This window comes from Aquilutibacter rugosus, assembly GCF_036541335.1.
GTDB classification, from domain to species: Bacteria; Pseudomonadota; Gammaproteobacteria; order Xanthomonadales; family Xanthomonadaceae; genus Aquilutibacter; species Aquilutibacter rugosus.
Map to the genome: position 1 here is coordinate 84,646 of NZ_JAZHBO010000001.1, position 11,985 is coordinate 96,630.

Sequence of the window (11,985 nt, forward strand, 5' to 3'; positions counted from 1 at the left end):
CCTTATCGTTTGTCATTGTATTCGGAGACCCGTATGAGCAAGACCAAGACCCAAAGCGCCACTAAAAAGGCGAGCAAGTCCAAAGCCCCATCTGCCGGTGTCGCCACTAGCGTGGATATTGGGATTACCGAGGCCAATCGCAAGAAGATTGCCGACGGTCTGTCCGCCGTTCTGGCCGATTCGTTCACCCTGTACCTGAAAACGCACCAGTTCCACTGGAATATTCGTGGCCCCATGTTCAACGCGCTGCATCTGATGTTCGAGACGCAGTACACGGAACAATGGACTGCGCTCGACGACGTTGCCGAACGCATCCGCGCGCTGGGCTTTAACGCACCGGGTACCTATGCGCAGTTCATCCGCCTGTCCACCATCAAAGATGAGCAGGTGCGCGAAACCACCGACTGGCAAGCCATGGTTGAACAGCTGGTGATCGGCAACGAGACCGTCTGCCGTGTGTGCCGCAAGGTACTCGATACCGCCGACAAGGCCGGCGACGACCCGACCGTGGATCTGCTGACCCAGCGCCTGACCGTTCACGAAAAATACGCCTGGATGCTGCGTTCCTTGCTGCAGTAAGCGGTTTCGACTGGCGCGGCAATGCGCTGATTTCCGATAGCGGGCGATCGGACCGGGCTGCAATGTCGCCGTTATGGAGAGCAGCCCGGAAGCGCACGCATTAGCAATTCTCAAGAACGTCTGGGGCTACGATGCGTTTCGTGGCCAGCAGCTGCAGATCGTGGCGCACGTGGGCGCGGGTGGCAATGCCTTCGTGCTGATGCCTACGGGCGGTGGCAAATCGCTGTGCTATCAGGTGCCGGGGCTAATGCGCGAAGGCCTGTGCGTGGTGATCTCGCCGCTGATTGCGCTGATGCTGGATCAGGTCGAGGCCTTGCAGGCACGCGGTATTGCAGCGGCCCTACTCAACTCGACGCTAAGTGACTCTGACGCCGCCACTATTGAACAGCAGGCCCGCGACGGCACCCTGAAATTCCTCTACTTGGCGCCCGAACGGCTGCTGACGCTAAAGACCATCGCCCTGCTGCGCGAGTGCCACATCGGACTGTTTGCAGTGGACGAGGCGCATTGCATCTCGCAGTGGGGGCATGATTTCCGGCCCGAGTATCGGCGTCTGATGCTGATCCGTGAGCAATGGCCCGAGGTGCCGCGCATCGCATTAACGGCATCGGCCGACGCCCCAAGTCGCGCCGACATCGTGCGGACCTTGGACCTGGAACAAGCAAGGCTATTTTTAGGCTCGTTTGACCGCACCAATATCTTTTACAAGGTTGTGCCCAAGCACGACGCGGAGCGTCAGCTGCTCGATTACGTGGCCGAGCATGCGCACGAATGCGGAGTGGTGTATGCAGTCTCGCGCGCCAAGGTTGAGGCGCTGGCCACCTTGCTGCGACGTCACGGCTACAACACCTCGATTTATCACGCCGGGCTCAGTGATGCCGATCGCTCCAAAAATCAGCGGGAATTTCTGGCCTCCAAGCGCATGGTGATGTGCGCCACGATTGCGTTCGGCATGGGCATCGACAAGCCCGATGTGCGCTTTGTCGCGCATGTCGATCTGCCGCGCTCGATGGAAGGCTACTACCAGGAGACCGGACGTGGCGGTCGCGACGGCGAACGCGCCGAGGCGTGGCTGTGTTATTCGCCGGGTGACCGGTATCGCCTTCGCAAGATGATCTTGGCCAGCGATTCCTCACCGCCGCGACAGCGCATGGAACTGTTCAAGCTCGATGCCCTGCTCGGCTATTGCGAGTCCGCGGTGTGTCGCCATCAGACGCTGGTGGGTTGGTTTGACGAAGCGCATCCGGGTAGCTGCGGCATGTGTGATAACTGTGTGCCCGAGCGGACTTCGAACTTACCAATGAACACCGTGCCCAACGGGCATCGGGCGGCGCAGATGGCCTTGAGTGCAGCGTGGCGATTGCGCAATGCCGAGTGCACGCATCAGGCGCTGCTGGACACGCTGATGGGCCGAGTCACGGACCCGGTCTGGTGCCGCGATGCGGATTCCCTGGCCGTGTTCGGTAAGGGTCAGCGCATGGGATTGCGCGGATGGCAGGGCGTCCTTCGTCAGCTGTATGGGCTCGGTTATCTGCAATTGGACCCGCATCAGGTCAGTGCACTGCGGGTCTCGGATAAGGCTATGCGTGCGCTCCAGCAGCGCGAGATTTTGCCCATCACCCTGCCCGCACCATGGGCGGCCGAACCGGAGAACCTCCCTATGCCCGACAATCCGAGTCATCAAACCCCTGCCGAGCGCACCCGCACGGCGCCCCGCGGGCCGTACCAGCCCGTCGACCTCACCGGCCTGTCCCCGGCCGCAACCGCCCGCTGGCACCGTTTGCGCAAATGGCGCACCGACATTGCCAAGAGCATGCAGCTGCCCGCCTACATCGTGCTGCATGACCGCACCCTGCTGGCGATTGCCGAGCACGACCCGGCGGACCTGGAATCCCTGGCCCTGATCGGCGGCTTCGGGCCCGTCAAACTGGAGAAATACGGGGCGACGGTGCTGGAGCTGCTGGAGGAGCTACGCGACACTGTGCATTAACGAGCGGCCCACGGTCTTGCCGAGCCGCGATCTACGGGTTATAATTCTCGGCCTTGTGGGTCGTTAGCTCAGTCGGTAGAGCAGTTGACTTTTAATCAATTGGTCGATGGTTCGAATCCATCACGACCCACCATTTTTAAGGTGTTTTAAAGCTGGTTGTTCAGCTAGCTGTCTAAAATAGCCCAAAGCGTCTAAGACTAGTGTGCTGGCTTGATGGGTTTGACCCTCGCCCGATAGTGCTGTTTGGTCACCACAACATTGGTGTGAGAGCAATTCTGCGGCTTTTCGTCGGTTTTTGTCCTCTGAGGTAGCCGATGTTCCGAGCTCAAGCGAACGCCACGGACATTAACGCACTGTCCCGATTGCCGATGACGGTATTGCACTTTCTGATGTAGGCAAAAATGTGGTTCGACCCGAAGTCCGCAATGTTCATATCCCCAAATACGGGGGACGTTCGACGCAGTTTCACCCGATAGCCCTTCACTGTACTCCCAATAGGTCTCTAGCTCGGTCAGCAATCATCGCGGAGGCTACGTCTGTGTCCCTGCTAGCCGTACTCCGCCGAGGTGTGGACTCTGACGTAGAGGTGTGAAGCTATTGACGATAGCAAGTTCTTTTCGATATGAAGAAGTCAACTCCTTATCGGAAGTCGACTTTTATGAGGGTGCGGCCGATTTTTAGATGTTCAATTCTTGCGCTCATATTCAGCGTAGTGATTGGCATTTTTGCAAGTCATGCGCCTACCGCAAAAGCAGTTTGGATATCACCCTCTGGCGAGATCTGTATTCCAAATATCGAGATAATGACATATATATTAATGGTGAATACCAATACAGCGAACAGCAACAGGAAGGGTTTGAAAGTTGCACACCAGCGTTTGACTCGACGCTTTATACAGAATATGACCAGAGTTGGTTCACTGGCGTCGGTGGTGCTTTCCCTCAATGCAGCGTAATTAGAGCATCGTTGCCCGCGAATTGCGATTTGAATAATCCGGCACCAATGGTGCCTCCAGATGGCTGCTCTTCTCCAGCCCCTGACGGATTGGGGCCAGTGTTTAGCGCAGGATATCAAACAATATTCAAAGCGGCGTGTGACGCACACGACATATGTTACGGAACGTTGGGTAGTAGTAAATATTCCTGCGACGCCGCCTTAGAGATTAATATGATTACGGACGCCTAGGCAATCATGTCCACTTCGGACTGGAACTCCTTAGGTTCAATCGTAGTGGCGCAGGCTGCTATATATCGCATTGCTTTAGTGTCGAATGCGCTTAATTTACCTGGACGAAAATTTGAGGCTGCTCAGGATAATGCAAGGTGTCGCGCAGCCGCCCAAGTGTTTAACGCCTCCGGATCGAATTGTTAGATCTTATGAAAACGTCAGAAAGATCGTCAGATACAGCCCGCACGTTGGTGTCTATCGTAATCTCTGTGATTTGCGTCACAGCGATATTTGGCGCAACTGCTGCGGGGACACCCAAGCAGGTTGGTGCCGATGGGCAGGCGACGCGCAATGAACTGTCAGTTGAAACGTCGTCTAAAGCGAAGCGGGTGAATAAGAACTCTGTTCTGCCCAGTGGAAAGCAACGGCTTTCAGCGCAGAAAATCCTAACAATCGATCCGTCATTCGTCGCATTAAGTCCGGAAGAAAGCGATTGGCTGGATCAAAACGGATACCTTACGCGCGAAGAAATGAGGGCATATCAATCGATGCCAATAAAGGCACTTGAGGCACTCGCGCTTCAGAAGGGCGACAATAATGCGCGGACTGCCCTGGGTATCAGGCACTTGCGCGACGGGGAGCCATTCAAGGCAATGTCCGTACTCAATAGCGCGATTTCTCACGGATCACTCTCAGCGGTCGAGTGGCTGGCAACTGCAGAGAAAATGTACGCGCAGCAAACACTTCCGAGAAATCCGGTGAACATTCAGATGGCTGAAGGCTTCTATCTCGGCCGACTACAGCAAGCAGCTAACTGGGGCGACCACCGAGCACGCGTAAGAGTCGAAAAATTTAGGCAAAAAAACCTGGAGCCCGTCAACGATGACGTCATTCAGGGCTATGCAAAATCGTTTTCTGATTCATCTTTGAGGGTTGCGGCGCGTGGGACCACGCTTGGCAGGCGCGCCAATATTCGCCCTAACGGGGATAAATGGTCCAAGCTTGACCAAGCTGCGAAAAACCATACCAAGAGCGCAGAACTCAACACGTTTGAGGTCATCATCAGATAGCCTCAGATTGAATTTAGTCTCGGGCGGGGCTTTTCCTTTGGCTGAACAGCGAGCGCGATCAGACGTAGCGGGTCGGATCGGCAATGCCGGCATCGTTGAAACCGGCCGCGCGCAGCATACAGGCATCGCAGTGACCGCAGGCGCGCCCATCGGCATCGGCGTTGTAGCACGACACCGTGGCGGCAAAATCGACGCCCAGACGCATGCCTTCGCGCGCGATATCGGCCTTGCTCATGAATTGCAGTGGAGCGTGGACGCGCAGAGCTGCGCCTTCGACACCGGCTTTGGTGGCGAGATTGGCAAGCGACTGAAACGCCGCGATGAACTCGGGGCGGCAGTCGGGATAGCCCGAGTAATCCACGGCGTTGACGCCGCAGAAGATGTCGTTGGCACCCAGTACCTCGGCCCAGCCCAAGGCCACCGACAGCATGATGGTATTGCGCGCCGGCACGTAGGTCACCGGAATCTCCGAGGGATCGCTGTGATCCAGCGGCACATCAATGCCCGAGTCGGTCAGAGCCGAACCACCGATCGAGCGCAGATCGACGTTGACCGTCTTGTGCGCCTTGGCCCCTTGCGACTTGGCTAACGCGGCGGCAGCAGCCAATTCGGAGTTGTGACGCTGGCCGTAGGACACGCTCAGGGCGTAGACATCAAAGCCCTGCTCCAGCGCCATAGCCATCACCACGGCACTGTCCATGCCGCCGGAGACCAGAACCACCGCGCGACGCGGCGCGTTTGAAATTGCAGAATCAGAAGCGCTCATCGGCCCGGCTCATCGTTCCACAGCACTTTGTGGAGTTGAAATTGGAAACGGACCGGCAAGCGGTCTTCGACGACCCAGTCGGCCAGTTGGGTGGGATCCACTTGCGTAAACGAAGGCGAAAACAGCACCTCGCAACGGGCGTCGAGCTGCAGATCACGGAGCATGGCGCGCGACCACTCGTAGTCGGCACGCGAGCAGATCACGAACTTGAGCTGATCGTGCGGGGTCAGCACATCGAGATTGGACAGCAGATTGCGGTGCGACTCGTGCGAGTCCGGCGTCTTGATGTCGACGATGCGCGAGACGCGCGGATCGACGGCCGACACATCGAGCGAGCCTGAGGTTTCGAGCGAGACATCAAAGCCGGCATCACAGAGCATGGTCAGCAATGTGTGGGCGCGCTTTTGGGCCAACGGCTCGCCGCCGGTGACGCAGACATGATGGGCGCCCAGCTCACGGACCTTGTCGAGGATGGCATCGAAATTCCACCACTCACCACCGTGGAACGCATAGGCGGTATCGCAGTACTGACAGCGCAGCGGGCAACCGGTCAGGCGCACAAACGTGGTGACGCGGCCTGCCGTGCGGGCCTCGCCCTGCAGCGATACAAAGATCTCAGTTAAACGAAGCCGGTCCGTCGAGACCGGCTCCGGCGTAGAAGTTTCAGATTCCATTGCGGATATTTTACCCGCAATGGCGGGGCTCAGCGGCCGCCGTACTTCAGTTCAACGCGGCGATTCTGGCCCCAGCACGATTCGCTGGCCTCTTCGCAAGTCGGGCGTTCTTCGCCGTACGAGGTCAGGGTCAGCTGCGACTGATTGGCACCCTGCGAGGTCAGGACTGACTGCACCGAGCCGGCACGACGTTCGCCCAGGCCCAGGTTGTATTCGCGCGAGCCGCGTTCGTCGGTGTGGCCTTCTAGGGTCAGAGCGGCTGAGGGCACATCGCGCAGGTACTTGGCGTGGCAGTTCACGACGGCGTTGTAGTCGGTGCGCACGCGGTCGCTATCGAGATCGAAGTAGATCACGCGCTGGCGCAAGCAGGAATCGCGCTCCAGGTCGGCAGCCGTGTAGGCGCCCGGAACCGTAGAAGCGCCATCGTTGATGCCGTTACCCGTGGTCGTGGAGGTGGAGGTATCCACCGGCGGCGCCTCTTCCTTCACTTCTTTCTTGGAGCAGCCGATAGCGGCGGTACACAGCAGTGCGGCGCCAAGGATCCGGATGGTCGTCTTCATTGCTTCACCTCTTTTGCAGTTGGAATTCGAAGGATTGACGGACCGCCGCAACCACGCCGGCCCCGTTGAAACCGGTTGGATTACTTGCGGTACGGTCCCCACGCGGCTTCGCGTGCGTTGCCACCCGTTGGAATGCTGAAACTGGCACGACCATCGCTCGAGGCGCCGACCAGACGCCCACCGCGACCGCCCGTGGCAAACAGCAGCATCATGCCGTTGGGTGCATACGTCGGACGTTCATCGCTACGGCTGCGCGACAGCGCCTTGCCCGAGACCGCCACGGAGTACCCGCCACCGCCGCCGCTCAAGGTGGCCAGCTGGCCATCGGGCGTGACTTGCGCGCTGGTGTTGTAATTGCCCGAGAAACTGGCACGCGACGCCGAACCTCCGCCGGCACTCACGCGATAAATCTGCGGCTGCCCCGTGCGATCGGAAGTGAAGTACAGCGAACGACCATCGGCAGACCACACCGGCTCGGTATCAATGCCGCGATCGTTGGTGATCTGACGCAACTGGCCACTAGCCAGATCCATGACGTAGATTTCGGGATTACCAGTGCGCGACAGACTCAAGGCCATCTGCGTGCCATCGGGCGAGAACGAAGGCGCACTGTTGATGCCCTTGTAGCTGCTCAAGGTGGTGCGCTTGCCGGTATTGATATTGACCTGAAACACGGCCGAGGTGCCATTCAACCAGCTCACGTAGGCGATGCGGCTGCCATCGGGCGACCAGTTCAGGGACAGAATCGGCTCATCGGTCTCGACCACGGCCTGCGCATTGGCGCCATCGCTATCGGCAACAATCAGCTTGAAGCGCATATTGCGCCCCAGACCCGTCGAGGTCACGTACGCAATGCGAGTAAAGAATGCGCCCTTTTTGTTGAGGGTTTTGAGATGGATGGCATCGGCCACCTGGTGTGCGACATCGCGCGTGCCACCGCTAAAGCTGCCACTGGTGACAACCGACTGATTCGGCACATCAAGCAGGCGATACGATACCGTGCCACCACTCACACTGCCCGTCAGCACGAAGTCCAGACCGGCTGCGTTGAGCGCCGCAAAATCGGGATTGGTACCGGCCAGCTCGGCGGGCACCTTGCTGTCGGGTGCGAGCTTGAACTGACCCGAACGCTCCAGATCGGCACGCACAATCGAAGAGACCTCGGCGTTGCCGGCAAACGGAATCACCGCAAATTCCAGCGGCTGGGACGTGCCGCCGATGACGTTCACTTCGAACGGTTCGGCCTGGTGCGCCTGAAGCGCGGGAGCCATCAGCAAACCTGCGCCCGTAATCAGAGCGGCGGCGGCGATGACAAACGGACGTGGGAATCGATCACTGCGCATAGATTTCCATCTTGCCTAGGAAATGGGTCAGGTTTGTGAATGCCACGTTACCCTGCGTTCACTGCGCCTGAAAATTGGTGGGGAAACTGGCCTGAAATACGCTCTCGAAGCCGGCATACGGCAACGGACTGGCCTTTTTGACCGCATTGACGATGGAGGCCTTGCCGGCCTCGTCGTAGGCACAGGGCGAGCCAACACTGACTGCGGTGACGCGACCGCCCGGCGCCTGCGAAATGCTCAGACGGCAGCGCATGCCGGACTTGACGCTATCGGGACGGTTCGACCAAGCCTGATTGATTTTGCGGGCGATGGCAGCCTGATAGCGAGCCTGCAAGGCCTTGTCCGTACCGCCATTTCCTGCGGCAGATTTCGAAGCACTCCCCGCCCCTGCAGTCTTGGCCGCATCACCACCGGATCCGGCGCGAGCGGCTCGGATGGCGGCGAGACGATCGGCCGCGGAGCTGCCCTGCCCACCGGTGCCGGTGCGTGCTGCGCGAATTGCGGCCAATTTCGCGGCTTTCGCGTCGGCGGCCTTGTTCGCATCTGCAATCTTCTTGGCATCGGCGACTTTCTTCGCATCGGCCGCTTTTTTGGCGTCGGCCGCTTTTTTGGCATCGGCTTGCGCTTTCAGATCGGCAACGCGCTTAGCGTCCGCGAGCTTTTGTGCATCGGCCTTGGCCTTCGCGGCGACTTGCGGATCGGGCTTACTGACCGTCTCTTTGCGGACGATCGGTTGCGGCTTGCTTGGCGTCGGCGCAGGCGCGGGTGCCGGCTGCGCCTTGGCGGGCGGTGTGGGTTGCGGCTGCGGCTGCGGTTGCGGTTGCGGCTGCGGTTGCGGTTGCGGCTGCGGTTCTACAGTCTCAGTGCCGTCAGTCGCCTGCGCGGCTTCATCGGCAGGAGTTTCTGCAGGTGCAGCGGCCGCCGGCTCTCCCGCAGCGGCCGTCGAGGGCGCATCGCTACTGTCACCGGCAAGCACCAACTCCGCGCTCAAGGCATTGCCGAAGGCCGCCTGCTGCTCCTGCTTTTCGTGCGCTTGCCACAAGCCGAACCACAGCAACGCAAACAGCGCGGCATGAATACCCAGCGAAACCAGCAGATCCTGCAGGTTGGTGGCTCGTTCGGAACGACGCATTACCGCGTTGCACCTGCCGTCGGCTGGCTCATCATGCCGACCTTTTCGACGCCGGCACGTTGCAGCAGCACCATGGCATTCATCACCTGCTGATAGTTGGCGGCGGCATCACCGGCGATATAAACCGCCTGCTGCGGATTACCGGAAACGATCTCACGCACCCGCGATTCGAGCGCGGCGGCATCAATCGGCTGATTGTCACCTGCCTTTTCGGCCAGGTAATACGTGCCATCGGCGCTGACCGACACCACGATCGGATCTTTTTTCTCGGTGATGGACTTGGCATCGCTCTGCGGCAGATCAATGTCCACGCCGAGATTGAGCAAGGGCGCCGTCACCATAAAGATAATCAGCAGCACCAGCATCACATCAATGTAGGGCACCACATTGATTTCGGATTTTAAGCGGCGCTTTTTACGGCGCGCGGCCAGTAAACCCGCCATGCTCAGTCACCCGTGTGCGCTTGGCGTTGCAGCACCGACGAGAACTCTTCGGAGAATGCATCGTAACGGACCGCAATGCGCTCCACTTTAGTGGCGAAGCGATTGTAGGCCCACACGGCCGGGATGGCTGCGAACAGACCCATGGCGGTGGCAATCAGCGCCTCGGAGATGCCGGGCGCGACGGTGGCGATGGTCGCCTCTTTCAGTTGGGCCAGCCCCTGGAACGAGATCATGATGCCCCACACCGTGCCGAACAGGCCCACGTACGGCGCGATCGAACCGATGTTGGCGAGAAACTCGAGATTGCGCTCCAGGCCATCGATCTCACGCGAACCCGTGGCACGCATACCGCGTTGTGCCCCCTCGAGCTGCACACGCGAATCCCCGGGAAGGCGCTGCTTGACGCGCTGATATTCACGGTAGCCGCTTTCAAAAATCGCCTCAGCGCCGGTGACCACACGATTGCGATCTGTCGCCGCGTTATACAGCTTGTCCAGACTGATGCCCGACCAGAAGCGCTCCTCGAACGACTCGGCCTCGGCCAGTGCGGCATTGAGCTGGCGCGACTTGCGCAGAATGATGAACCACGACGCGATGGAGGCAAACAGCAAAATCGCCATCACCAACTGCACCGGCAAGCTGGCATGCAGCACCAGATTGAATATATCGAGCGATTGCCCTGCCGAAGGATTCACCGCCGCGGCAGGCTCTGCAACCGTGGTGACGAGATCGGTACTGGCTTGCAAGCCGGGAGTCATGGGCATGGGCGAAGGGCTCCTTTCAGAATCGGGATCATGGCCGCGGGAATCGCGGCAGGTTTAAATGTCGAAGCGTTGACCGTGGCCACACGCACCGTGGCAGCAACCAGCACCTGCTCAGCGCGGCGCACCTGTTGCGTGAATACCAGTTGGACCTTACGCAACTCGGAGAGTTCCGCGCTGACTTGCAGGGCGTCATCGAGCACAGCCGGCGCATGGAAGTCGAGTTGCATGGCACGGACCACGAATAAAACGCCGAACTGTTCGCGCAAATCACGCTGCGACAGGTTCAGGGCCCGCAAAAAATCGGTGCGGGCGCGCTCCATGTAGGCCGCGTATTGCGCGTGATACACCACACCGCCGGCGTCGGTATCTTCGTAATACACACGGACGGGCAGCTCGAACTGCATGTCAGTCGAAGTTGGCGGCCTGCAAGGGCTCGGCATCGGCATCGGCATCGGCGGGGAACAGGGTTTCCGGGCGAGTCGGTGCTTTAAGTCCCAGCAACTGATAGGCCTTGTGCGTGACCATGCGGCCACGCGCGGTGCGGATGATATAGCCCTGCTGGATCAGATACGGCTCGATCACATCTTCGAGCGTGCCTCGCTCCTCGGACAAGGCAGCCGCCAGGGATTCGATACCGACCGGACCGCCGTTGAACGAATCAATCACCAGTCGCAGCAGTCGGTGATCATTGTCATCAAGTCCGTTGCCGTCGACATTGAGCATGCGCATGGCACCATCGGCAATGGCGGCGGTCACCTTGCCATCGCCACGCATCTGGGCAAAGTCACGCACACGGCGCAGCAGACGGTTGGCGATACGCGGAGTACCGCGCGAACGACGGGCGACTTCGCGCGCGCCCTCGATCTCGCATTCGATGCCCATGATTTGGGCCGAACGGGAGACGATGCCGGTCAGCTCATCATCGGTATAGAACTGCAGACGTTGCTGGATGCCAAAGCGGTCACGCAGCGGCGCGGTCAGCAGGCCGGCGCGGGTGGTGGCACCGATCAGGGTAAACGGCGGCAGATCAATCTTGATGGAACGGGCCGCAGGGCCCTCACCGATCATGATGTCAATCTGAAAATCCTCCATCGCGGGATACAGGATTTCCTCGATGGCGGGCGACAGACGGTGAATTTCGTCGACGAACAGCACATCGTGCGGTTGCAGATTGGTCAGCAACGCCGCCAGATCGCCGGCCTTTTCGATGACCGGACCCGAGGTGGCACGGAAACTGACGCCCAGTTCATTGGCGATGACCTGGCTGAGCGTGGTCTTGCCCAATCCCGGCGGGCCAAAGATCAGGACGTGATCCAGGGCCTCACCACGGCCCTTGGCGGCATCAACCGCGATCTGCAGCTGCTCACGGACCGGTTGCTGGCCGTGATACTCGCTCAGCCGTTGCGGCCGAATGGAACGGGCTAGCGCCTCGTCATCACGGCTGCCTTGCGGCGAAATAATGCGGTCTTCGAACATGCAATCAGTGTCGCAGAAAGC

At 59.6% G+C, this 11,985-nt stretch carries 12 protein-coding genes and 1 tRNA gene; 4 read left to right on the forward strand and 9 right to left on the reverse strand.

Features of this window, described 5'->3' with window-relative positions:
- Positions 1-33: 33 nt before the first annotated feature.
- From V3390_RS00455 to V3390_RS00470, 4 genes are all read left to right on the forward strand, one after another.
- The gene (locus V3390_RS00455; RefSeq protein ID WP_331689528.1) at positions 34-579 is read left to right on the forward strand and encodes a Dps family protein; all 546 of its coding nucleotides are present in this window, start codon (positions 34-36) and stop codon (positions 577-579) included.
- A gap of 73 nt (positions 580-652) precedes the next feature.
- Positions 653-2,569 carry a DNA helicase RecQ gene (gene recQ, locus V3390_RS00460; protein ID WP_331702884.1) on the forward strand — a complete coding sequence of 639 codons (1,917 nt, stop codon included), beginning with the start codon at positions 653-655 and terminating at the stop codon, positions 2,567-2,569.
- 57 nt (positions 2,570-2,626) lie between these two features.
- Positions 2,627-2,702: transfer RNA gene (locus V3390_RS00465), tRNA-Lys, on the forward strand.
- 1,243 nt (positions 2,703-3,945) lie between these two features.
- Complete coding sequence (locus V3390_RS00470) at positions 3,946-4,806, forward strand: hypothetical protein (RefSeq protein ID WP_331702885.1); 861 nt, start codon at positions 3,946-3,948, stop codon at positions 4,804-4,806.
- A gap of 58 nt (positions 4,807-4,864) precedes the next feature.
- Here V3390_RS00470 and queC read toward each other — a convergent pair whose 3' ends face one another.
- The 9 genes from queC to ruvB form a co-directional block, all read right to left on the reverse strand.
- Positions 4,865-5,572 carry a 7-cyano-7-deazaguanine synthase QueC gene (gene queC, locus V3390_RS00475; RefSeq protein ID WP_331689584.1) on the reverse strand — a complete coding sequence of 236 codons (708 nt, stop codon included), beginning with the start codon at positions 5,570-5,572 and terminating at the stop codon, positions 4,865-4,867.
- Entirely contained in the window at positions 5,569-6,246 is a 678-nt protein-coding gene (gene queE / locus V3390_RS00480; protein WP_331702886.1) for a 7-carboxy-7-deazaguanine synthase QueE, read from the reverse strand. The genes queC and queE overlap by 4 nt, the downstream gene beginning before the upstream one ends.
- Before the next feature lie 29 nt (positions 6,247-6,275).
- Entirely contained in the window at positions 6,276-6,806 is a 531-nt protein-coding gene (gene pal, locus V3390_RS00485) for a peptidoglycan-associated lipoprotein Pal (protein WP_331702888.1), read from the reverse strand.
- An 80-nt stretch (positions 6,807-6,886) separates the two neighbouring features.
- Positions 6,887-8,149 (reverse strand): Tol-Pal system beta propeller repeat protein TolB, encoded by a 1,263-nt coding sequence (gene tolB / locus V3390_RS00490; protein WP_331702889.1) that lies wholly within the window; start codon positions 8,147-8,149, stop codon positions 6,887-6,889.
- A 58-nt stretch (positions 8,150-8,207) separates the two neighbouring features.
- Entirely contained in the window at positions 8,208-9,281 is a 1,074-nt protein-coding gene (tolA, locus tag V3390_RS00495) for a cell envelope integrity protein TolA (RefSeq protein ID WP_331702891.1), read from the reverse strand.
- A complete protein-coding gene (gene tolR / locus V3390_RS00500) occupies positions 9,281-9,724 on the reverse strand; it encodes a protein TolR (protein ID WP_331702892.1) in 444 nt (147 codons plus the stop codon). Before tolR ends, tolA begins: the two co-directional genes overlap by 1 nt.
- Before the next feature lie 2 nt (positions 9,725-9,726).
- Entirely contained in the window at positions 9,727-10,488 is a 762-nt protein-coding gene (gene tolQ / locus V3390_RS00505; RefSeq protein WP_331689590.1) for a protein TolQ, read from the reverse strand.
- Positions 10,479-10,892 carry a tol-pal system-associated acyl-CoA thioesterase gene (ybgC, locus tag V3390_RS00510; protein ID WP_425492965.1) on the reverse strand — a complete coding sequence of 138 codons (414 nt, stop codon included), beginning with the start codon at positions 10,890-10,892 and terminating at the stop codon, positions 10,479-10,481. The genes tolQ and ybgC overlap by 10 nt, the downstream gene beginning before the upstream one ends.
- Position 10,893: 1 nt before the next feature.
- The gene (gene ruvB, locus V3390_RS00515; protein WP_331702893.1) at positions 10,894-11,964 is read right to left on the reverse strand and encodes a Holliday junction branch migration DNA helicase RuvB; all 1,071 of its coding nucleotides are present in this window, start codon (positions 11,962-11,964) and stop codon (positions 10,894-10,896) included.
- Positions 11,965-11,985: the final 21 nt, after the last annotated feature.

What these genes read in the sequence shown, in the direction of transcription:
- ybgC (WP_425492965.1), bottom strand. Translation starts at nt 10,892, where the DNA reads ATGCAGTTCGAGCTGCCCGTCCGTGTGTATTACGAAGATACCGACGCC.
- V3390_RS00470 (WP_331702885.1), top strand. Translation starts at nt 3,946, where the DNA reads ATGAAAACGTCAGAAAGATCGTCAGATACAGCCCGCACGTTGGTGTCT.
- tolQ (WP_331689590.1), bottom strand. Translation starts at nt 10,488, where the DNA reads ATGCCCATGACTCCCGGCTTGCAAGCCAGTACCGATCTCGTCACCACG.
- V3390_RS00455 (WP_331689528.1), top strand. Translation starts at nt 34, where the DNA reads ATGAGCAAGACCAAGACCCAAAGCGCCACTAAAAAGGCGAGCAAGTCC.
- recQ (WP_331702884.1), top strand. Translation starts at nt 653, where the DNA reads ATGGAGAGCAGCCCGGAAGCGCACGCATTAGCAATTCTCAAGAACGTC.
- tolR (WP_331702892.1), bottom strand. Translation starts at nt 9,724, where the DNA reads ATGGCGGGTTTACTGGCCGCGCGCCGTAAAAAGCGCCGCTTAAAATCC.
- queC (WP_331689584.1), bottom strand. Translation starts at nt 5,572, where the DNA reads ATGAGCGCTTCTGATTCTGCAATTTCAAACGCGCCGCGTCGCGCGGTG.
- tolA (WP_331702891.1), bottom strand. Translation starts at nt 9,281, where the DNA reads ATGCGTCGTTCCGAACGAGCCACCAACCTGCAGGATCTGCTGGTTTCG.
- ruvB (WP_331702893.1), bottom strand. Translation starts at nt 11,964, where the DNA reads ATGTTCGAAGACCGCATTATTTCGCCGCAAGGCAGCCGTGATGACGAG.
- pal (WP_331702888.1), bottom strand. Translation starts at nt 6,806, where the DNA reads ATGAAGACGACCATCCGGATCCTTGGCGCCGCACTGCTGTGTACCGCC.
- tolB (WP_331702889.1), bottom strand. Translation starts at nt 8,149, where the DNA reads ATGCGCAGTGATCGATTCCCACGTCCGTTTGTCATCGCCGCCGCCGCT.
- queE (WP_331702886.1), bottom strand. Translation starts at nt 6,246, where the DNA reads ATGGAATCTGAAACTTCTACGCCGGAGCCGGTCTCGACGGACCGGCTT.